The 21,020-nt window shown below is 62.0% G+C and carries 23 protein-coding genes and 3 rRNA genes; 7 read left to right on the plus strand and 19 right to left on the minus strand.

Annotated features, from left to right (window positions below; translation table 11 throughout):
* Window positions 1–7: 7 nt before the first annotated feature.
* On the minus strand, window positions 8–901 hold the full coding sequence (locus AC0V2Y_RS14310; RefSeq protein ID WP_034749390.1) for a LysR substrate-binding domain-containing protein: 894 nt from the start codon (window positions 899–901) through the stop codon (window positions 8–10).
* A gap of 125 nt (window positions 902–1,026) precedes the next feature.
* Here AC0V2Y_RS14310 and AC0V2Y_RS14315 point away from each other — a divergent pair, with 125 nt between their 5' ends.
* Both AC0V2Y_RS14315 and AC0V2Y_RS14320 read left to right on the plus strand, forming a co-directional pair.
* Entirely contained in the window at window positions 1,027–1,770 is a 744-nt protein-coding gene (locus AC0V2Y_RS14315; protein ID WP_475416749.1) for a sulfite exporter TauE/SafE family protein, read from the plus strand.
* Complete coding sequence (locus AC0V2Y_RS14320; RefSeq protein WP_475418344.1) at window positions 1,758–2,030, plus strand: GNAT family N-acetyltransferase; 273 nt, start codon at window positions 1,758–1,760, stop codon at window positions 2,028–2,030. The genes AC0V2Y_RS14315 and AC0V2Y_RS14320 overlap by 13 nt, the downstream gene beginning before the upstream one ends.
* Here the strand turns inward: AC0V2Y_RS14320 and AC0V2Y_RS14325 are convergent.
* The gene (locus AC0V2Y_RS14325; protein ID WP_475416747.1) at window positions 1,966–2,292 is read right to left on the minus strand and encodes a low molecular weight protein tyrosine phosphatase family protein; all 327 of its coding nucleotides are present in this window, start codon (window positions 2,290–2,292) and stop codon (window positions 1,966–1,968) included. The genes AC0V2Y_RS14320 and AC0V2Y_RS14325 overlap by 65 nt on opposite strands.
* Window positions 2,293–2,305: 13 nt before the next feature.
* Window positions 2,306–2,968: an orotate phosphoribosyltransferase gene (pyrE, locus tag AC0V2Y_RS14330; protein ID WP_475416746.1), complete on the minus strand. Its 663-nt coding sequence runs from the start codon at window positions 2,966–2,968 to the stop codon at window positions 2,306–2,308.
* A gap of 109 nt (window positions 2,969–3,077) precedes the next feature.
* Between pyrE and AC0V2Y_RS14335 the strand changes: the two genes are divergently transcribed.
* Window positions 3,078–3,854, plus strand: a complete 777-nt coding sequence (locus tag AC0V2Y_RS14335; RefSeq protein WP_436544100.1) for an exodeoxyribonuclease III — start codon at window positions 3,078–3,080, stop codon at window positions 3,852–3,854.
* A 140-nt stretch (window positions 3,855–3,994) separates the two neighbouring features.
* On the opposite strand, the gene AC0V2Y_RS14340 is transcribed toward AC0V2Y_RS14335, so the two are convergent.
* From AC0V2Y_RS14340 to AC0V2Y_RS14400, 13 genes are all read right to left on the minus strand, one after another.
* Window positions 3,995–4,897 carry a pseudouridine synthase gene (locus tag AC0V2Y_RS14340; RefSeq protein WP_475416745.1) on the minus strand — a complete coding sequence of 301 codons (903 nt, stop codon included), beginning with the start codon at window positions 4,895–4,897 and terminating at the stop codon, window positions 3,995–3,997.
* A gap of 1 nt (window position 4,898) precedes the next feature.
* A complete protein-coding gene (locus AC0V2Y_RS14345) occupies window positions 4,899–5,801 on the minus strand; it encodes a M48 family metallopeptidase (protein ID WP_475416744.1) in 903 nt (300 codons plus the stop codon).
* A complete protein-coding gene (locus AC0V2Y_RS14350; protein WP_475416743.1) occupies window positions 5,782–7,041 on the minus strand; it encodes an AmpG family muropeptide MFS transporter in 1,260 nt (419 codons plus the stop codon). Before AC0V2Y_RS14350 ends, AC0V2Y_RS14345 begins: the two co-directional genes overlap by 20 nt.
* Window positions 7,041–7,652, minus strand: coding sequence for a methionine biosynthesis protein MetW (gene metW, locus AC0V2Y_RS14355; RefSeq protein ID WP_475416742.1), 612 nt, complete (start codon window positions 7,650–7,652; stop codon window positions 7,041–7,043). The genes AC0V2Y_RS14350 and metW overlap by 1 nt, the downstream gene beginning before the upstream one ends.
* Window positions 7,649–8,848 carry a homoserine O-succinyltransferase MetX gene (gene metX / locus AC0V2Y_RS14360; protein WP_475416741.1) on the minus strand — a complete coding sequence of 400 codons (1,200 nt, stop codon included), beginning with the start codon at window positions 8,846–8,848 and terminating at the stop codon, window positions 7,649–7,651. Before metX ends, metW begins: the two co-directional genes overlap by 4 nt.
* A gap of 133 nt (window positions 8,849–8,981) precedes the next feature.
* A complete protein-coding gene (gene ptsP, locus AC0V2Y_RS14365; protein WP_475416740.1) occupies window positions 8,982–10,724 on the minus strand; it encodes a phosphoenolpyruvate--protein phosphotransferase in 1,743 nt (580 codons plus the stop codon).
* 44 nt (window positions 10,725–10,768) lie between these two features.
* Window positions 10,769–11,038 (minus strand): HPr family phosphocarrier protein, encoded by a 270-nt coding sequence (locus tag AC0V2Y_RS14370; protein WP_010393142.1) that lies wholly within the window; start codon window positions 11,036–11,038, stop codon window positions 10,769–10,771.
* 91 nt (window positions 11,039–11,129) lie between these two features.
* Entirely contained in the window at window positions 11,130–11,534 is a 405-nt protein-coding gene (locus tag AC0V2Y_RS14375; protein WP_029496035.1) for a PTS sugar transporter subunit IIA, read from the minus strand.
* Between the two features lie 14 nt (window positions 11,535–11,548).
* Window positions 11,549–12,505: a glutathione synthase gene (gene gshB / locus AC0V2Y_RS14380; RefSeq protein WP_475416739.1), complete on the minus strand. Its 957-nt coding sequence runs from the start codon at window positions 12,503–12,505 to the stop codon at window positions 11,549–11,551.
* Window positions 12,506–12,601: 96 nt separating this feature from the next.
* On the minus strand, window positions 12,602–13,900 hold the full coding sequence (gshA, locus tag AC0V2Y_RS14385) for a glutamate--cysteine ligase (protein WP_077399358.1): 1,299 nt from the start codon (window positions 13,898–13,900) through the stop codon (window positions 12,602–12,604).
* 204 nt (window positions 13,901–14,104) lie between these two features.
* Window positions 14,105–15,643 (minus strand): ammonium transporter, encoded by a 1,539-nt coding sequence (locus AC0V2Y_RS14390; RefSeq protein ID WP_475416738.1) that lies wholly within the window; start codon window positions 15,641–15,643, stop codon window positions 14,105–14,107.
* Between the two features lie 11 nt (window positions 15,644–15,654).
* Window positions 15,655–15,993 (minus strand): P-II family nitrogen regulator, encoded by a 339-nt coding sequence (locus tag AC0V2Y_RS14395; protein WP_010393464.1) that lies wholly within the window; start codon window positions 15,991–15,993, stop codon window positions 15,655–15,657.
* A gap of 11 nt (window positions 15,994–16,004) precedes the next feature.
* Entirely contained in the window at window positions 16,005–16,766 is a 762-nt protein-coding gene (locus AC0V2Y_RS14400; protein ID WP_475416737.1) for a TorF family putative porin, read from the minus strand.
* Window positions 16,767–17,036: 270 nt separating this feature from the next.
* Here AC0V2Y_RS14400 and AC0V2Y_RS14405 point away from each other — a divergent pair, with 270 nt between their 5' ends.
* The 4 genes from AC0V2Y_RS14405 (at window position 17,037) to AC0V2Y_RS14420 (ending at window position 20,060) form a co-directional block, all read left to right on the plus strand.
* Window positions 17,037–17,291, plus strand: coding sequence for an accessory factor UbiK family protein (locus tag AC0V2Y_RS14405; RefSeq protein ID WP_436479579.1), 255 nt, complete (start codon window positions 17,037–17,039; stop codon window positions 17,289–17,291).
* 110 nt (window positions 17,292–17,401) lie between these two features.
* Window positions 17,402–18,922 (plus strand): YifB family Mg chelatase-like AAA ATPase, encoded by a 1,521-nt coding sequence (locus AC0V2Y_RS14410; protein WP_475416736.1) that lies wholly within the window; start codon window positions 17,402–17,404, stop codon window positions 18,920–18,922.
* A 67-nt stretch (window positions 18,923–18,989) separates the two neighbouring features.
* Entirely contained in the window at window positions 18,990–19,535 is a 546-nt protein-coding gene (locus AC0V2Y_RS14415) for a hypothetical protein (RefSeq protein WP_475416735.1), read from the plus strand.
* A gap of 180 nt (window positions 19,536–19,715) precedes the next feature.
* Window positions 19,716–20,060 carry a DUF1840 domain-containing protein gene (locus tag AC0V2Y_RS14420; RefSeq protein WP_475416734.1) on the plus strand — a complete coding sequence of 115 codons (345 nt, stop codon included), beginning with the start codon at window positions 19,716–19,718 and terminating at the stop codon, window positions 20,058–20,060.
* A 60-nt stretch (window positions 20,061–20,120) separates the two neighbouring features.
* Here AC0V2Y_RS14420 and rrf (AC0V2Y_RS14425) read toward each other — a convergent pair.
* From rrf (AC0V2Y_RS14425) to AC0V2Y_RS14435, 3 genes are all read right to left on the minus strand, one after another.
* Window positions 20,121–20,233, minus strand: a 5S ribosomal RNA gene (gene rrf / locus AC0V2Y_RS14425).
* A gap of 314 nt (window positions 20,234–20,547) precedes the next feature.
* Window positions 20,548–20,660, minus strand: a 5S ribosomal RNA gene (gene rrf / locus AC0V2Y_RS14430).
* A 144-nt stretch (window positions 20,661–20,804) separates the two neighbouring features.
* Window positions 20,805–21,020 (minus strand): 23S ribosomal RNA (locus AC0V2Y_RS14435); the annotation flags it as partial.

Below are 21,020 nucleotides of genomic sequence, written 5' to 3' on the forward strand. Positions count from 1 at the left end.
TGCCCTGTCACGCCTTCAGATGATCGATCAACTGGCGCGCATACAGGGGTAATTCACTGAACTGGCGCACGCAGATCGTCAGATTGCGTACCGACCAGGGATCGGATAATTCCAGGCAGCGCAGCGCCATCGTCTGCTGGCAGCGGCTGGCCGCCGCCAGCGGCACCACGCTGATGCCCACGCCGCTGGCCACCATGCGGCACACGGCATCGAAGCTGCGCAGGCGCACGCGCACCTTCAAGGGGCGTCCCAGGCGCGCCGCATGCATGCCCAGGTACTGCTGCATCGCGCTGTCGTCGGCCAGGCCGATGAAATCGTGATCCAGTACGCTGGCAAAGTCGACGACGCCATCCTGGCCCAGGGCGCGGTGATGCACGCCGTCGGCCGCGGCGATCACCACCAGCCGGTCGGGGCGGAACAGAAACGTCTGCAAGCCGCGCATGTCGACCGAGTCGGACACGATGCCCATGTCGGCCAGTCCTTCCGAGACGGCCTTGACGATATCGTAACTGAGGCGCTCTTCCAGGTCGATGGTCAGGTTCGGATGGCGGTCGAGAAAAGCGCCTAGCGCCTCGGGCAAAAACTCGCTGAGCGCCGCCGTATTGCACAGCAGGCGCAACTGCCCTTTCAAGCCGCGTGCAAATTCGCCGAGTTCGCCGCGCATTTTCTCCATTTGCAGCAGTACCAGGCGCGCGTGATGCAGCAAGGTCTGGCCCACGGGCGTCGGCTCCACGCCGCGCCGGCCGCGCAGCAGCAAGGGCATGCCCAGCATCTCTTCCATGCCGCGCACGCGCGCACTGCTGGAGGCCAATGCGAGATGGCTGCGCGCGGCGCCCGCCGTCAGGCTGCCCGCTTCCACCACGTTGACGAACAACTGCAAATCGACCAGATCAAAGCGCATGGCGGCTCCCCTTTTCAGCATCTTACCAGCCTTCGTATTTTACTGAGCCTGACTCAAAATAATCCACCTTGGCGAAACCGCCCAGCGCGCGCAGAATCCACGCAATTCACTTTGGAATAGAAAAAATGGAGACGTCATTCCTGCTGGCCGTCGGCGCCAGCTTCCTCGTCGCTGGCTTCGTCAAGGGCGTAGTCGGATTGGGCTTGCCGACGGTGGCCATGGGCACGCTCAGCCTCGTCATGCCGCCCGTGCAGGCGGCGGCCCTCCTGATCGTGCCGTCGATGGTGACGAATGTCTGGCAGCTGGCGGCCGGCCCCGGCCTGCGCGCCCTGCTGCGGCGCCTGTGGCCCATGCTGGCCGCCGTCATGGCCGCTACCGTGGCGGGCGGCGCCCTGCTGCCGGCCGACAGCGGCGCCTGGGCCGTCGTCGCGCTGGGCGTGGTGCTGATGCTGTATGCGCTGGCCGGCCTGTTTTCGCTGCAGCTGCGCGTGCCGGCGCGGCACGAAACGTGGCTGGGGCCATTGGCGGGTGCGGCGACGGGACTGGTGACGGCCGCCACGGGCGTGTTCGTGATCCCCGCCGTGCCGTATCTGCAGGGACTGGGCCTGGCGCGCGATGCGCTGGTGCAGGCGCTGGGCCTGGCCTTTACGGCATCGACCGTGGCGCTGGCGGCCAGCCTGGCCCTGCACGGCGACTTCAGCCTGGGCGCAGCCGGCGCTTCCGCGTATGCGCTGCTGCCGGCGCTGGCCGGCATGCTGGCCGGTCAATGGCTGCGCGGACGCATCGCGCAGCTGGTATTCAAGCGCTGCTTTTTTATCGGCCTGTTCGCCCTGGGCCTGCATGCGGTGGTCAAACCATGGCTGGCGTGATCCAAGTAACGGCTTTGGGAGAGCATGCGCTGTCGGCCTGCATCGACGGGCAGCAGGTGGCCATGCTCGATTTCAGTCCCTGCGGGGCGCAAGCCACGCTCAATATGCTGTTCGTGAAACCGCCGTTTCGCCATCGCGGCGTGGCCAGGGCATTGATGCGCGAAATCCAGCGGCGCTATGCGCAGGTGCGCTGGGTCAATCGAGGCCGAGAATGGACGCGACCGACAGTTCGAGCTGCTCGACCAGTTCCGGCTGCATGAATTGATACTCGTCGGGGATATCGAGCACGTGGATGGTCTTGTGCTCGAGCAGGCGGCCAAACTGCGCGCGCAGGCGCGACTTGTGCTTCTCCTCCATCACGAAAATCACCTCGCACCAGGCCAGGTCATTCGCATTGACGGGATGGCGCGCGTTCGTGCTGGTGCCGCCCGAACGCACGGACAGGGCGGGATGGCTGCGCCATACCCGCTCCGCCGTGGGACTGCGCCACTGGTTGCGGCTGCAAACGAACAGGACGTTCAAGCGCGCCTGAGCCTTAGATACCGTAGCGCGCGCGGTAGGCGGAGACAGCTTCTTTATGTTTCAGCAGTTCCGGATCGGCGCCCGCGCCGTTCAGGTAGCCGAACAAGTCGTCCAGGTTGCCGATCGAGATGACGGGGATGCCGTACTGTTTCGACACTTCCTGCACCGCCGAACTTGGCGACAGCTGGCCGTCCGGGCCCGAGCGCTCCATGCGGTCCAGGGCGATCAGCACGGCGCATGGCTCGGCGCCGGCGGCGCGGATCATGTCCACCGATTCGCGCACCGAGGTGCCGGCCGAGATCACATCGTCAATGATGACAACTTTGCCATGCAACTTGGCGCCGACGATGGTGCCGCCTTCGCCATGGTCCTTGGCTTCCTTGCGGTTGAAGGCGAACGAGGTGTTGCGGCCCTTGCCGGCCAGCGCCACGGCGGTGGCCGACGCCAGGGTGATGCCCTTGTAGGCGGGGCCGAACAGCATGTCGAACTCCACGCCCGAGTCGAGCAGGGTCTGCGCGTAGAACTGCGCCAGCTCGGCCAGGGTGGCGCCGTCGTGGAACAGGCCCGCATTGAAGAAGTACGGCGATGATCGCCCGGCCTTGGTGGTGAACTCGCCGAACCGCAAGACTCCCTTGGATACTGAAAACGCGATAAACTGCTGGCGTAAATTATTCACATTAGCCTCATTTTTTAAAAGTGCCTGTATTTTAATCCGCGCGCAGCGGCGAGACAATCGCCATGCCGCGCCCGCCGGCCCCGTCCAGCGCCCTTTTCACTTTCGACCTATGCCAAAAATTATCTCCGCCAACCTGAACGGCATCCGTTCCGCCGCCAAAAAAGGCTTTTTCAACTGGATGGGCACGCAGACGGCCGATTTCATCTGCGTGCAGGAATTGAAGGCGCAGCTGCCCGACATGACGCCTGAATTCCTCAACCCGCACGGCTACCATGGCCATTTCCACTATGCCGAGAAAAAGGGTTACTCCGGCACGGGCGTGTACAGCAAGGTGGAACCGGACGCCGTGCATATCGGCTTCGGCAGCCCCGAATTCGACGCCGAAGGCCGCTACGTGCGCTGTGATTTTGGCAACCTGTCCGTCATTTCCGTGTACTGCCCCTCCGGCTCGTCCGGCCCGGAGCGCCAGGAAGCCAAGTTCCGCTTCATGGAACTGTTCCTGCCGCACCTGCTGGAATTGAAGGCGCTGGGCCGCGAAGTGGTCATCTGCGGCGACTGGAACATCGCCCACCATGAAATCGACCTGAAAAACTGGAAGGGCAACAAGAAGAATTCCGGCTTCCTGCCGGAAGAGCGCGCATGGCTGACGCGCGTCTTCGACGAAGTGGGCTTCGTCGACGTGCACCGCGGCCTGGACAAGCGCGAAGACCAGTACACGTGGTGGAGCAACCGCGGACAAGCCTACGCGAAGAACGTGGGCTGGCGCATCGATTACCACGTCGCCACGCCAGGCATCGCGGCCCAGGCGCATACGGTCAGCGTCTACAAGGACGAGCGGTTTTCCGATCACGCGCCGCTGATCATCGACTACACGCTCAAGGGCTGATCTTTGACACGTCGCGGGTGTTGTCGGCTTACCCGCTTCGCGCTAATCCGACCTACGCCCGATCTGGCGTAGGTCGGATCAGGGCCGCAGGGCCGTAATCCGACAGCATGGTTGACGCGCCAATCAATGGGGGTATCTGGTTATGCCAGCATGCGCCGGCTTTCAAAATGGCGCGTCGCGCCGCTCAAGGGGTCGGTGAACTCGATCGCGCGCGCCAACAGCTGCAAGGGCTGCGACATGTCGTCTTCCTTGCACGGCAGCGCCACCGGGTAAAACGCATCGTTGACGATGGGGATGCCCAGCGATGCCAGGTGCACGCGCAGCTGGTGCTTGCGCCCCGTGTGCGGCTGCAGGCGGTACAGAGTCACGTCGCCACGCCGTTCGATCACGTCGATGACGGTTTCCGAATTCGGCTCGCCTGCTTCCTCGCGCATGAGGAAAAACTGCTCACCCTCGACCATGCGGCTGCGGTACGTGAATGGAAAATCGCGTCCCGCCAGCACGGGCGCCAGCGCCTCGTACGTCTTGCGCACTTCGCGGCGCTGGAACAGCGACTGATAAGCCCCACGGCTGGCGATCTGGCACGAAAAAATCACCACGCCGGCCGTCTCGCGGTCGAGGCGGTGGATCGGCGTCAGCTCGGCGCAGTCCAGGTTTTTCTTCAGGCGCGTCAGCAAGGTCTCCTGCACGAAGCGCCCGCCTGGCGTCATGGGCAGGAAATGCGGCTTGTCGACGACGATCAGATGCTCATCCTGGAACAGGATCTCCTCGTGAAAAGGGATCGGCGTTTCCCGTTCCAGCTCGCGGTAGTAAAAAATGCGCATGCCGCGCTTGTACGCGCTGTCAGGCGTCAGCACGGCGCCGTCGCCATCGACCACTTCGCCGCGCGCCATGCGGTCCCGCCATTGCGCGGCGCTGATGTGCGGGTAGCGCTCGACCAGGAAGGCGAGCATGTCCGGCCACTGCCCCTCCGGCAGCCACAGGTAGCTGGCTGCCACGCCGTCGCGCATGGGCAACGGTGCGGCGGCGTGACGCTTGGCCATCCTAGCGCTGCGCGATGGCGTTGCTGCGGTACGGCGGCAAGGCGTCCACGCTGACGCCCTTGCTGCGCGCATACAGGGGCAGCACTTGCGCCATGTGGCTGTTCATCTGCGAGATGCGGTCCTTGCCCGACGGGTGCGTCGAGAGGAATTCCGGCGGCGCGCCCTTGCTCACTGCCGCCATTTTCTGCCACAGGATGACGCCGGCGCGCGGGTCGAAACCGGCGCGCGCGGCCAGATCCATGCCGATCAGGTCCGCCTCGCGTTCATCATCGCGCGAAAACTTCAGCATCACGCCCTTCGCCGCCATATTCGTGGCGGTACTGGTCAGATTCGGGTCAACGCCGAGCCAGGCCGACAGGCCCGCGCCGGCCAGCTTGGCGCCCACGGCGGCCAGGTTACCCTTGCCCGCCTGCGCCTGCGAGTGTTCGCGCAAGGCGTGGGAAATCTCATGGCCCATGACGATGGCCACTTCGTCGTCGGTCAGATTCAGCTTGCTGATGATGCCGCTGTAAAAAGCGATCTGCCCGCCCGGCATGCAAAAGGCGTTGACCTCATCCGAGTTGAGCAGGTTGACCTGCCAGTTCCAGCTGGCCGCCGCCTCGTTCCAGCGCGTGGCGAACGGGATGATGCGCTGGGCGATGGCGCGCAGGCGTTTGACCTGCGGGTCACTGTCGGGCACCAGCGCATTTTTTTCCTTTGCCTCGTTGACCAGCTGCATATACTGCTGCTTCGACTGTGCATTGAAATCGGCGCCGCCGGCAAAGATGCGCGACGTCGACAGGGGACGCACCTCGATGCCATCCTGGACCGTCGCCTGCTGGGCGTGGACGGACAGGGGCGCCAGCGCGGTGGCCGCGCACAGGCTGGCCAGGACGGTGTAACGTTTAAGGGATATTGGTGCCATTGGCAGACCTCCATGGAGCGATTTTAGGCAGCATCATCATGGCCGGAAAGGCCAGGAAGAAGCACACGATGAAAAACGAGAACCAGCCCAGCTCGGCGACCAGAAAGCCCACCGAGGCATTGATCAGGGTGCGCGGCACGGCGCTCAGGCTGGAAAACAGGGCATATTGCGTGGCCGTGTAGCGCGGGTCCGTGGTGCGCGACAGGAACGCGACAAAGGCGGCCGCGCCCAGGCCCAGGCTGGCGAAGGCTTCGAAGCCGATCACGGCGCTGAGCAGCATGGTATTCGGTCCCACCTGCGCCAGCCAGGCAAAGCCCAGAATGGCGATCGCCTGCAGCGCGCCAAATACCCACAGGCCCCGGTTGATGCCCAGCTTGAGCATCCACACGCCGCCCACCACGCCACCGGCCAGGCTGGCCCAGAAACCCGTGGTGTTGGCGGCCAGGCCGATCTGCGTCATGCTAAAACCCAGGTCCAGATAAAACTTCGTCGCCAGCGCCGTCGCCATGCTGTCGCCGATCTTGTAGAGTAATACGAAGGCGAGGATCCACATTGCGTTACGCCAACCATCGCGCGCGATGAATTCCTGGAACGGCAGGATGATCGCTTCGCGCATCGTCTTCGGCGGCGAGCCGTACACGGTCGGCTCCCTGATCAGCAAAGTGCACACGAGACCCGGCAGCATGAAGGCGGCCGTGATCCAGAAGACGGGCTGCCACGGCATGCGGTCGGCCAGGATCAGCGACAGCGCGCCCGGCACCATGCCCGCCACTTTATACGCGTTGACGATGACGGCGGCGCCCAGGCCCTGCTCGTTATCGGACAGGATTTCGCGCCGGTAGGCGTCGATGACGATGTCCTGGCTGGCCGACAGAAAGGCGACCCCGCCGGCGGCGGCCGCGATCAGGCCGATCTGCGTGAGCGGGTCCAGCATGCCCATGCCGCCGATGGAAAAGAACAGCGCCACTTGTGTGAGCGCCATCCAGCCGCGCCGGCGCCCCAGTCCCAGGATGCGGTAGCGATCCATCAGGGGCGCCCACAGGAATTTCCAGATGTAGGGGAACTGCACCAGGGCGAACAGCCCCAGCGCCTTGACGTTCAAGCCCGACTTGGCCAGCCATGCCTGCAGCAGGTACAGCAGGATGAACAGGGGCAAGCCGGAACTGAAGCCCAGCACCAGCACGGCCAGCATGCGGCCATTGGCATAGGAACGCCATCCTGGCGCCGGGCTGACATTCATCAATGCACCGCTTTTTTACGCAGGCGGAAGACGGCCAGGTCGCCGCGCAGGTTGGGCAGCACGGAGACCATCTTGCCTTCGGCCAGGGCCACGCAGTCGATCACTTCCAGGCCGCATTCCTCGGCCAGCTCGCGGAAGTCGTTGATGGTGGCGCAGCGCACGTTGGGCGTGTCGTACCATTGGTAAGGCAGCGACTTCGACACGGGCATGCGGCCTTTCAGCAAGGCCACGCGGTGCGGCCAGTAGGCGAAGTTGGGGAACGAAACGATGGCCTCGGCGCCCACGCGCACGATGTCGCGCAGCAGCGGCTCGACCTGCTTCATCATCTGCAGCGACGACAGGCACAGCACCGTATCGAAGCTGTTGTCGCCGAAAATGGCCAGGCCCTTTTCCATATCCTGCTGGATCACGTTCACGCCGCGCAGGGTGCTGGCCAGCACCTTGTCGTCGGCGATCTCGATGCCGTAACCGCTGCACTCCTTGTCGCTTTGCAGATACTGCAGCATCACGCCTTCGCCGCAACCCACGTCCAGCACGTGCGCGTTGTCCGGCACCCAGTGGGCGATGAAGGCCAGGTCGGGGCGCAGCGCGCTCAATTCGTCAAAAGTCATGCTGTCTCCTTCGCGCCCTGGCGGACGGCGGTGTTCTGTACTGCGGCGGGCGCGCCCGCCCCGATGTCGTTCCAGACCTGGCCATAATAGGCGCGCACCATGTTCATGTAGCGCGCATCTTCCAGCAGGAAGGCGTCGTGGCCGTGCGGCGCGTCGATTTCGGCATACGTGACCTGGCGGCGGTTGCACACCAGCGCCTCGACGATTTCGCGGCTGCGCTCGGGCGAGAAGCGCCAGTCGGTGGAAAACGAGGCGAGGAAGAACTTGGCCTTCGTGCCCGACAGGGCCTTGGCCAGGTCGCCGCCATGCGCGCGCGCCGGATCGAAATAATCGAGCGCCTTGGTAATCAGCAGATAGGTGTTCGCGTCGAAGTATTCGGAGAACTTGTCGCCCTGGTAGCGCAGGTACGATTCGATCTCGAAATCGATGCCGAAGCCGAATTTGTAATCGCCCGTCTGCGCCGCGTCGCGCAGCTTGCGGCCGAATTTCTCGGCCATGTCGTCGTTCGACAGATACGTGATGTGGCCCACCATGCGCGCCACGCGCAAGCCGTTCTTCGGCACCACGCCGTGCGCATAGAAGTCGCCGCCCCGGTAATCGGGGTCGGACAGGATGGCCTGGCGCGCCACGTCATTGAAGGCGATGTTCTGCGCCGACAGCTTGGCCGTCGAGGCGATCACCACGCAGTGACGCAGCCGTTCGGGAAACATGATGCTCCACGCCAACGCCTGCATGCCGCCCAGCGAACCGCCCATCACGGCGGCGAACTGCTTGACGCCCAGTTCATCGGCCAGGCGCGCCTGGGCGCTGACCCAGTCTTCCACCGTGACGACGGGGAAGCTGGCGCCATACGGCTTGCCGGTGGCGGGATTGGTGTGCATGGGGCCCGTCGAACCGAAGCAGGAGCCGAGGTTGTTGACACCGATGACGAAGAATTTGTCCGTGTCGAGCGGCTTGCCGGGACCGACCATATTGTCCCACCAGCCCGTGCTCTTCGGTTCGTCCGCGTAGACGCCGGCCACGTGGTGCGAGGCGTTCAGGGCGTGGCAGACCAGCACCGCGTTCGATTTGTCGGCATTCAGGGTGCCGTAGGTTTCATACATCAACATATAGTCCCGCAGCGATGCGCCGCTTTGCAGCTGCAGGGGTTGCGCAAAATACATGGTTTGCGGCGAAACGATTCCAATGGATGACATGTGTGTCGGTTTATAAAAGGGGGGCGGCCCCACGGGCCATGGTCGATGCAGCACCGCGATGATAGGTACTGCAACTTTAACATCAGGACACCTCTTGCCGCGCGCGATGTGTCCTGATGCCTAAGGTGACAGTTTACATGAGCTGAAGTTGATGGACGGCTTCCGCGATCACATTTGGCTCCATGGAACGCATAATTTTGCGCATTTGTGGCGCAATCAGCCCCAGATCGCTGTTGAGGATCTCTTGCTTGACCGCCAACAGCTGGGCCGGATGCATGGAAAACTCGCGCAAGCCCATGCCCAGCAGCAAGCGCGTGAGCTTCACGTCGCCCGCCATCTCGCCGCACACGGCCACGTCGATGCCCGCCTTGTGACCGGCCGCGATCGTCATCGAGATCAGCTGCAGCACGGCCGGATGCAGCGGATTGTACAAATGCGCCACTTCGTAGTCGACCCGGTCGATGGCCAGGGTGTACTGGATCAGATCGTTCGTGCCGATCGACAGGAAATCCATGCGTTTGACGAACATGGGCAGGGCCAGCGCGGCGGCCGGAATCTCGATCATGGCGCCCACTTCGACCTCGTCGTCGAACTTGACGCCCTCCTCGCGCAGGCTGGCCTTCGCCTGCGCGATCATGGCCAGCGACTGGTCGATCTCGAACGCATGCGCCAGCATCGGGATCAGGATGCGCACCTTGCCGAAGGCCGAGGCGCGCAAAATCGCCCGCAGCTGCGTCAGGAACAGCTGCGGCTCGGCCAGGCAGTAACGGATGGCGCGCAAACCCAGGGCGGGATTCAAGGCCGTATGGTCGGACTGGTCGAGCGGCTTGTCGGCGCCGATGTCGAGCGTGCGGATGGTGACGACTTTTCCCTTCATCGACTGCACCGTGTTGCGGTAAGCCTCGAACTGCTCGTCCTCGGTGGGAATCTTGTGGGCGCGGCCCATGAACAGGAATTCGGAGCGGAACAGGCCCACGCCGCTGGCGCCCGACTCCAGCGCAAACGCGCAATCCTCGGGCAATTCGATATTCGCCAACAGGGTGACGGGCGTGCCGCACTTGGTCACGGCCGGCGTCTTTTTCAGCTTGCCCAGCTTCTTGCGCGCGCGCTGCATGGCCGTCTGGCGCTCGCGGTACTGTTCCAGCACCAGCGCGCTGGGGTTGGCGATGACGACGCCCGCGTCGCCGTCGATGATCAGCCAGTCATCCTGCTCGATCAGCATCGATGCCTGCGACATGCCGACGGCGGCGGGAATATCGAGGCTGCGCGCGACGATGGCCGTGTGCGAGTTCTGCCCGCCCACGTCGGTAATGAAACCGATGAAGGAGCGGTCGCGGAACTGCAGCATGTCGGCCGGAGAAATGTCGTGCGCGACGACGATCATCTGCGCCATCAATTCGTCTTCGGCCGCGGCCTTGGGCAACAGCTGTTCCGTGCCCAGCAAGACTTTCAATACGCGCTCGGCCACCTGCTGGATGTCGGCCTTGCGTTCGCGCAGGTACGGGTCTTCGATTTCATCGAACTGCGCCGACAATTCATCGATCTGCGTCAGCAGCGCCCATTCGGCGTTGTAATGGCGCTTGCGGATGATGTCGAGCGGCGCTTCGGAAATCATCGGGTCCGACAGGATCAGCGCATGCACGTCGATGAAGGCGCCCAGCTCCGTGGGCGCATCCTTGGGCAGCTCGTTCCACAGGGTCTGCAGTTCCTTGTGGACGGTGGCGATGGCGCTTTGCAGGCGCTGGACTTCGGCTTCGATCTGCTCCTGGGCGACCAGGTAATGTTTGACGTCAAGGGCGGCCGGCGCCAGCAGATGCGCGCGGCCGATGGCGATGCCGCGGGAAACCGGGATGCCGTGGAGCGTGAAAGATGCCATGGGTTGACCTGTCGGAATGCGGCTGCGGCTGCGTTCGGCGGGCATTACTCGCCTTCGCCAAACCTGTCATTAATCAGGGCGGTGAGCGCATCGACACATGCCTGCTCATCATCGCCCTCGGCTTCCAGGGTCACTTTCGCGCCCTTGCCGGCGGCCAGCATCATCACGCCCATGATGGACTTGGCGTTGATGCGGCGCGCGTTGCGGGTCAGCCAGACGTCGCTCTTGAACTTGGCGGCGAGCTGGGTAAATTTGGCGGAGGCGCGTGCATGCAGTCCCAGCTTGTTGATGATTTCGAGTTCTTTTTGAATCATTTTTGTATGGTCTCTATCCCTGAATGCACTGCATTGTTGCCAGCCCTAGCTATAAAATCCGCCGCCTTCAGGGCGGCGGCCATGTCACTCTTTACTCGCCCACGCGGATGCGGTTATCGACGCGCACGGCGCCGCTTTGCGCACCGGCCAGCGCCATCTCTACCACTACGTCGAGCGTGTCGCGGCGATACGTGATGGCGCGCAGCAGCATCGGCAGGCTGATGCCGGCGATGACTTCCACCCTGCCCGCATCGGCCAGCTTGTTGCAGCAGTTCGACGGCGTGCCGCCCTTCACGTCGGTAATCACCAGCACGCCGGAGCCGTCGTCGAGGCGGCAGATGGCTTCCGAGGCCAGCTTTTGCACTTCCGCCAGGTCCTGATCGGCGACGACGTCGATGGCTTCAAACCGTTCCGTTGGCCCGCGAAACACATGCGCGCAGGCGGCGATGAAAGCCTGTCCCAGCGGTGCATGTGTCATGAGCAAAATCCCTACCATAGTCATTTCACCTTCTAGCGCTGCTGCGCTTGCGCAACGCCATGCTCGACGGCGTCGACAAACATGGCTGCCACGTCAAAACCCGTCTGCTGCATGATTTCCTGGAAGCAAGTCGGGCTGGTGACATTGACTTCCGTCAGATAGTCGCCGATCACGTCCAATCCTACCAGCATCAGGCCACGCGCGGCCAGGATGGGGCCCAGCTTTTCTGCGATTTCCAGGTCGCGCGCCGTCAATGGCTGCGCCACGCCCGTGCCGCCGGCCGCCAGGTTGCCCCGCACTTCGCCCGCCTGCGGGATGCGCGCCAGCGAAAACGGCACCGGCTTGCCGCCGATGACGAGGATGCGCTTGTCGCCCTTGACGATGTCGGCGATGAAACGCTGCGCCATGATGGTCTGCGCGCCGTTCTCGCTCAAGGTCTCGATGATGGCGCCCAGATTCAGGCCATCGGCCTTGACGCGGAAGATGCCCGTGCCGCCCATGCCGTCGAGCGGCTTGAAGATGACGTCCTGGTGCTTGGCGTGGAAGGCGCGCAGGCGCGCCTCATCCGACGTCACCAGGGTCGGCGACGTGAATTCGGAAAACTGGGCAATGGCCAGCTTTTCATTGTTGTCGCGGATGGCGGACGGCTTGTTGAAGATGCAGGCGCCCTGCTTTTCCGCCAGTTCCAGCAAATACGTGCCGTACACGTATTCCATGTCGAACGGCGGGTCCTTGCGCTCGATGATGGCATCCAGCGCCGACAGGCGCATTTCCTCGGTGGAAACGACCTTGTACCAGTCGTGTTCATCGCCCGTCAGCTCGATGTGGTTTACCCGTGCCGTGACGATGCCTTCTTCCAGCGCCATGTCCTTCTGTTCGAAGGCGTAGACGGCGTGGCCGCGCCTGGCCGCCTCGCGCATCATGGCGAAGGTGGAATCTTTGTAAGTCTTGAAGCCTGCCAGCGGGTCGGCAAGGAATGCAATTTTCATGGTGCGTCCAATCGGGGAGCCTGATAAGGAATGCTTGATTCTAGCCGAGATCGCCAGGCGCAGTGGTCACCGCGCCCGGCAAGCTGCGGGGAGGGATCAATACACCTCGGGATTCGGGTCCGTGCGCTCCATTTCCAGCGACGCGGCCAGCAAGGCCAGGCGCGCCACCACGCCATACACGTAGAAACGGTTCGGCGCGGCCGTGCCTGGCTTGGCCTTCAAGTCCGGCACGGCATGCTGCTGGGCAAACGCCAGCGGCACGTACTGCGAGCCGGGCGCGTTCAGGTTCTGGTCCACGCCCTTCTCCGCGTGCACGCGGTAGAAGCCGCCCACCACGTAGCGGTCGATCATGTAGACGACGGGTTCGGCCACGGCATCCTTGATGCTCTCGAAGGTCGGCACGCCTTCCTGGATGATGACGTCAGTGACCACTTTTCCGTCCTTGACGATGGACATCTTGTCGCGCTGCTTGCGCGACAGGTCGCGCACTTCGCTGGCGTCGCGCACCGTCATGATGCCCGTGCCATACGTGCCCGCATCGGGCTTGACGATGACAAACGGCTTTTCCTTGATGCCGTATTCCTTGTATTTCTTGCGGATCTTGGCCAGCAGCACGTCGACGCTGGCGGCCAGCGCATCTTCGCCCTCGCCTTCCTGGAAATTGACGTCGCTGCACTTGGCGTGGAAGGGATTGAGCATCCACGGATCGACATCGATCATCTTGCCGAATTTTTTCACCACTTCATCGTAGGCCGTGTAATGGTTGCTCTTGCGGCGCAAGGCCCAGCCCGCGTGCAATGGCGGCAACAGGCTTTGCTCATGGATGTTTTGCAAGATATCGGGAATGCCGTCCGACAAGTCGTTATTCAGCAGGATCGTGCACGGGTCGAAATCCTTCAAGCCCAGGCGGCGACCATTGTTCAGGCGCACGAGCGGTTCGATGACGAGCATGTTGCCATCTGGCAACGCCAAGGGTGTCGGCTGGGTGATGTCGGGCGACCACGAACCGAAGCGCACGTGCAGCCCCGTCTGGCGGAAGATTTGCATCAGGCGCGCCACGTTCTGCAGGTACTGCGGCGTGGTGTTGTGCAATTCCGGCACGATCAGCAGGTTGCGGGCGTCCGGGCAATACTTGTCGATGGCGGCCATGGCGGCCTGCACGGACAGGGGCAGCATTTCCGTGGCCAGGTTATGGAAACCGCCAGGGAACAGATTGGTATCGACGGGCGCCAGCTTGTAGCCGGCGTTACGCAAGTCTACCGAGCAATAGAAGGGCGGCGTGTGCTCTTGCCACTCCATGCGAAACCAGCGCTCAATGGCCGGCGTCGCGGCCAGAATCTTTTTTTCGAGGTCGAGCAGCGGTCCGGTCAGGGCCGTGACGAGATGGGGAACCATAGTTACATCCTTAAATTATGTGCAGTATTCAAAAAAGCACACAGAACTGCCGACTATATTACCGTGTAAGTACCCCAAATCGGGGCAAAAGCCTTGTTTTAAAGACCTTTTCCATTCCCACAACGAAAAAAAGGCACCTCGATGAGGCGCCTTTTCAGACAAGGCACGCCGCGCCGGGGCGCTGGCATGCCAGATCCTTGCTATTTAGCCATGATACGCTTGCTCGCCGTGGCTGGTGATATCGAGACCTTCGCGCTCTTCTTCTTCCGGTACGCGCAAGCCGATGACGATGTCGACCAGTTTATAGGCGACGACGGAGACCAGGGCCGACCACAGGATGGTGGTGCCGACCGCTTGCGCCTGCACCCACACCTGATGGCCGATCGAGTACGGGTCGGCCGACATCTTGTTGGTGACAAAGTCGAAGATGCCCTGACCGCCCAATTGTGGTGCAGCAAACACACCCGTCAGCAAGGCGCCGAGGATGCCGCCCACGCCATGCACGCCGAACACGTCGAGCGAATCGTCGGCGCCGATCAGGCGTTTCAGACCATTCACGCCCCACAGGCAGACGATACCGGCCAGCAAGCCGATGACCAGGCCGCCCATCGGGCCGACAAAGCCGGCCGCCGGGGTGATCGCCACCAGGCCGGCCACGGCGCCCGATGCGCCACCGAGCATGGAGGGCTTGCCTTTGCTGATCCACTCGCCAAATACCCACGACAGGGTGGCGGCGGCAGTGGCCAACAAGGTGTTGACGAAGGCCAGGGCTGCCACGTCGCCCGCTTCCAGCGAGGAACCGGCATTGAAACCGAACCAGCCCACCCACAGCAGGGAAGCGCCGATCATGGTCATCGTCAGCGAGTGCGGCGCCATCGATTCGCGGCCGTAGCCAACGCGCTTGCCGATCATGATCGCGCCCACCAGGCCGGCGACGGCGGCATTGATGTGCACCACGGTGCCGCCGGCGAAGTCCAGCGCGCCTTTTTGCCAGATCCAGCCCGCTTTCAGGGCTTCGCTGGCCGAGGTAGCGGCATTGGTGATCAGGTCAGGACCGGTCCAGAACCACACCATGTGGGCCGCAGGCAGGTAGGCAAACGTGAACCACAGCACGACGAAGGCCAGCACGGCGGCAAACTTGGCGCGCTCGGCAAAGGCACCGACGATCAGTGCGCAGGTGATGGCGGCAAACGTGCCCTGGAAGGCGACGAAGACGAACTCGGGAATGACGACGCCCTTGCTGAACGTGGCGGCGGCGGCAAACGTGCCCTTGGCCGGGTCCCAGATACCGTTCAGGAACAGGCGGTCGAAGCCACCGAAGAAGGCGGTTTTTTCCGTGAAGGCGATGGAATAGCCATAAATGCACCACAGCACGATGACCAGCGCGAACACCATGAACACTTGCATCAGCACCGACAGCATGTTCTTCGAGCGCACCAGACCGCCGTAGAACAGGGCCAGGCCGGGGATGGTCATCAAGATCACCAGCAAGGTGGAAATCATCATGAAACTGGTATCGCCCTTGTTGGCGACGGGCGCGGCGGCTGGCGCGGCAGCGGCCGGGGCCGGCGCGGCGGCAGCCGGTGCCGTTGCGTCCGGCACGGGCGTGACGGCGGGCGCGGCGACGGCCGCGGTCGTGGCCGCTTCCGTCTTGGCAGGGGCATCGGCAAAGCTCGGCGCGGCGACGCCAAACGCACAAAGACAGGCAAACCCAGCTAGCAATTTTGTTATATTTTTACGCATCAATATTCCCCTTAGAGCGCTTCGTTGCCGGTTTCACCGGTACGGATGCGGATGACCTGTTCCAGGTTGTAGACGAAAATCTTGCCGTCGCCGATTTTACCGGTACGCGCCGCGCCTTCGATCGCTTCGATGGCCTGGTCGACAATGGCGTCATCGACGGCCGCTTCAATCTTGGTCTTGGGCAAAAAATCAACGACATACTCGGCGCCACGGTAGAGTTCCGTGTGGCCTTTCTGGCGGCCGAACCCTTTGACTTCGGTAACGGTAATGCCTTGCACATTGATAGCCGACAAGGCTTCGCGTACTTCGTCCAGTTTGAACGGTTTAATGATTGCAGTAATCATTTTCATGGCAGTCTCGCTTAAAAGGTTTTGGATACGGTCAGCACGAGACCGGATTTCGCCAGATTCTTGCCATTCGGTGCCAGCGACGTGATATTGGCTTTGACGTAGGCCAAGGCGACAGTTGCCACGCCAAAATCCTTGGTGACGCCCAGCTTGTAATCGGTATAGCTGAGGGCATCGTTATGTTCGACTTTCTGGCGGCCCACATGCAAGTTCAGCAGATAGCCTTCGTACATATCGATATTCGCGCCCACGTCGAGGTAGCCGCTGTTCTTGCTGTCGGCCACGCCGAACAGATTGGTGGTCGAGTGCGAGTACTTGATGTAGGCCGGGCCATAGCCGAGTTGGCCGTACAGCTCGAAGGTGTTCGCATTCGTGCTCAAGCCATTCGATGGGTAGAAGTAATACAGGCCGCCCACGTCATAGGTAAAATCCTTGCTGATCTCGCCCCGCTTGCCGGCATAAATATCCCATTCCAGGTTCGTATCGCCGCCGCCGTCCTTGATCCATTTGATGCTCGACAGCCAGGTTCCCACGTACAGCCCCGTCGGATTGTGGGTATAGTCGGCGCCGCCGCTAATGGCAGGGTCGAGACGGCTTTGCGACACGCCACGGTAGCGGTAGTCGCTGGTCAGCGCCACGTTGTAGCTCACCACGTTATCAGGTACGGCAGCAGCAGGCGCCGCCACCGCATCCTGGGCCATGGCGCTGCCGCTCAAAGCGGTCATGGCCAGCGTCAACGCTGCAGCTAAAGTCATGTTCTTGGACAGATTCTTCATGGCGATTCCCTTTTATTGAACTTTTAAAGCGGTTGAGGTTTAAAATCTTGGCTGGAGATCACAAAGCGTTCATACCTTCTTTAGCAGAATACGTGCCAGCTCTCTTGCCACCTTGACAGGTGCGTTTCCGGCCATACATACCCTGCAAGCCGCTGGGCATGCGGGAATACGCTGCTGAAGCGTTGTGGATTTGCCTATTTTCGCACCAGATTAACACCGCTGTGCACCGCAATGGTGCGATGCACATGCCGCACCATAAAAGGACTGAACATGGACATGAATACCTTCTTTAACGACTTGCAAGGCAAGATTCACCAAGCCATCGAGAACTCGCCTGCCAAGGATATCGAGAAAAACGTGAAATCGATGATGACCCAGGGCTTCGCCCGCCTCGATCTCGTCACGCGCGAGGAATTCGATATCCAGGCGCAAGTGCTGGCCAAGACCCGCGCCAAGCTCGACGCACTGGAATTGCGCCTGATCGAACTGGAAACGCGCCTGAACGAATCGAAGGCCAAGGTGTAAGGTGCCGTCAGCGAGGCGCCGTTATTGACGGCCTTGCTGGCATACCTCAAGCCTGACGGCATTTCAAGCGCTAGACTGATCCTGCCCGCCCCAGGGCACAGGGGAGTCTGATGAGTCTGGCCGTCCTGAAAAGCCGCGCCCTGGCCGGCATGGAGGCGCCCGAGGTAAGTGTCGAAGTCCACCTTGCCAATGGCTTGCCTTCGTTTACGATAGTCGGCCTGCCGGATACGGAAGTGAAGGAATCGCGCGACCGCGTGCGGGCCGCGCTGCAAAACTGCGGCTTCGAGATGCCGGCGCGGCGCATCACGGCCAACCTGGCGCCGGCGGACCTGCCCAAGGAATCAGGCCGCTTCGATCTGCCCATTGCCTTGGGCATCCTGGCTGCGTCCGGCCAGTTGCCGGGCGACCAATTGCACCACTACGAATTCGCGGGCGAACTGTCGCTCTCAGGCCAGTTGCGCCCCATCCGCGGCGCCCTGGCCATGACCTTTGCCATGCAGCGCAGTCAGGCGGGCACGCCGCGCGCCTTCATCCTGCCGCAGGCGAATGCGGATGAGGCGGCGCTGGTCAGCGATGCCTGCATCTATCCCGCTCACAGCCTGCTCGAAGTCTGCGCGCATTTTGCCGCGCACGCCGGCCACACGGCCCTGCAACGTCATCAGCCCATGCTGGCAGCGCACGTTTCTCCGTACCCCGACTTTGCCGACGTGCAGGGCCAGCAGCAGGCGCGGCGGGCGCTGGAAGTGGCGGCCGCGGGCGGCCATAACGTGCTGATGGTGGGACCGCCGGGCGCGGGCAAGACCATGCTGGCCAGCCGCTTCCCCGGCGTGCTGCCGCCCATGAGCGATGAGGAAGCGCTGGAATCGGCCGCCGTGCATTCGCTGGGCGGCCACTTCAAGGTGGAACACTGGAAACGCCGCCCCTACCGCGCCCCGCACCAGACGGCGTCCGGCGTGGCCCTGGTGGGCGGCGGCAACGTGCCGCGCCCGGGAGAAATCTCGCTGGCCCACTGCGGCGTGCTGTTTCTCGATGAAATCGCTGAATTCCAGCGCCGGGTGCTCGATGTGCTGCGCCAGCCTATGGAATCGGGGGTGATCAGCATTTCGCGCGCGGCCCGCCAGGCCGAGTTTCCTGCCCGTTTTCAACTGATCGCCGCCATGAATCCCTGCCCGTGCGGCTATCTGGGCCACGCTTCGGGACGTTGCCGCTGCACGCCGGACGCCGTGCTCCGTTATCACAACCGCCTGTCCGGCCCGCTACTCGACCGTATTGACCTGCAAATCGAAGTGGCCGCCATGGCGCCGGCGGCCCTGGGCCGGCACGCCGGCGCCGGCGAAAGCACGCAAGCCATCGCCACGCGGGTAGCGGCTGCCTTTGCCTTGCAGCTGGCACGCCAGGGAAAAGCGAACCAGAGGCTGAGCAACACGGAAATCGAACAGCATTGTCGCCTGGAAACGCACGGCGAACAGCTGCTGCATGGCGCCATGGCGCGCCTGCACTGGTCGGCGCGCACCTACCACCGGGTACTACGCGTGGCGCGCAGCATCGCGGATCTGGCGGGCAGCCCCGCCATTACGCAAGCGCATGTTGCCGAAGCGATCCAGTACCGGCGCGTGCTGCGCGAGATATGAGGCGGCCAATGGCCAACGCCACGCGTGCGCGATTGCGCGCGGTTGGCGGCGCTGCTACCATCTGCTGATGAAAAAACCATCACTTGCCCTCTTTCTGGCTACGCTCGCGGCCGCCAGCGTCTTGTCCGCTTGCAGTCCGAAATTCGACTGGCGCGATTATCGCAGCCCTGACGCCCAGTTCACGGCCTTGTTTCCAGGCAAGCCGGCCGTGCTGACACGCGAGATCGATCTCGATGGCAAGAAAGTCAGCCTGACCATGACAGCCAGCGAAATCGATGGCAATACCTTCGCCATCGGCAGCGCCGTGCTCGACAGCGCCGAACAAGCGCAAGCGGCCTTGCCCGCTATGCAGACTGCCCTGTTAAAAAATATCAACGGCACCGTGCGTAGCGAAAAATCGGCATCGGCGGCCAGCAGCACGGCTGCCGGAACGCAACAGCGCAGCTCGCTCAGCATCGAGGCCAGCGGCACGCAGCAAGGCAAGCCTGTCTTGCTGGTCGGCCGTTTTGTGGCGCAGGATAAACGGATTTTCCAGATCATCATTCTCGGTGAAGAAAGCAAGCTGTCGCGTGACACCATCGATACCTTCATGGACTCGGTAAAACTGGAGTGAGACTTAACGATCGCTTAAACGGGTGTTTTCACGGTGAGCAAGCTCTTGTAAATGCGTGCGTTGTCCAACAGATGGCTGTATCCGGCTTGCAAATGTGCAATCCGGGCAATCGGACGGCCTGTGCGACATTTCAAGTCGTGATATTGTTTCGACACTAACAACAAGTTTCAGAAAGCGCTTATGTTGATCTCATTCAAATCCAAATCCTCCCCTGAAGTGCTGATGTACCAGGAACATGCCCAGCGCATCCTCGACCTCCTGCACAAGAACCCAACGCGCGGCGTCATCACGCCAGCGGAAGCGGGCGATGCATTGGCCCTGCTGGAAAAAGAAGTCGCGGAAAGCAAACTGCATCCGGAAAATGACGTCGAACACGATGCGCATACGCCGGAAACCTTGGAAGATGGCGAAACGGGCGCCCATGCGCGCGCGCAAAAAGTCCATTTTTCGCAGCGCGCCTATCCCTTGATGGAAATGCTGCGCTCAGCCAAGGCAGAAGGCGAAAGCATCACTTGGGGCATCTAGTCCGATGAACGCTGCAGACGAAAAAAAACCCCGCACCTAGCGGGGTTTTTTATATAACAAGCCTGACGATAACCTACTTTCACACTGGTTGCAGCACTATCATCGGCGCAAAGTTGTTTCACGGTCCTGTTCGGGATGGGAAGGGGTGGGACCAACTTGCTATGGTCATCAGGCATAACTTTTTCAACAGCCTGCTCCCAACGGGGCAGCAAACCATCTGATCTGAGGTGGCGAATTATACCGTAGGTCAGCTTGGCGCGCAAGCGCATAAGCCTCCCCTCGAACGCCAATAATGTTGTCGGATTACGCGCTGCGTGCTAATCCGACCTACCCGGTATGGTTGATGCTGGCCGATGTCCGTCGGCGCAGGTCAGCGTAGGTCGGCTTAGCGCAGCGTAAGCCGACAGCACCAGCGGCGCATCCAACCGCCAGACGAAAAAAAACCCCACCGGAGTCCGGCGGGGTTTTTCTCTACTGCGAATAACAAGCCTGACGATAACCTACTTTCACACTGGTTGCAGCACTATCATCGGCGCAAAGTTGTTTCACGGTCCTGTTCGGGATGGGAAGGGGTGGGACCAACTTGCTATGGTCATCAGGCATAACTTGTACCGGCATTTGTCCTCAGTGGAGCGACAAAGCCATGAATCTGGAAGAAGCGGATTATTTAGAATTTTGGGTAATGACTGCGATCAACAACTTCGCAACATGTACTTTCTCATCCTCTGCACCTGCTAAGGTTATAGGGACAAGCCGTACGGGCAATTAGTACTGGTTAGCTTAATGCATTACTGCACTTCCACACCCAGCCTATCAACGTCCTGGTCTCGAACGACCCTTCAAAGAGCTCAAGGCTCTGGGAAATCTCATCTCAAGGCAAGTTTCCCGCTTAGATGCTTTCAGCGGTTATCTCTTCCGAACTTAGCTACCCGGCAATGCCACTGGCGTGACAACCGGTAC

The organism is Janthinobacterium sp. BHSEK (assembly GCF_056174685.1).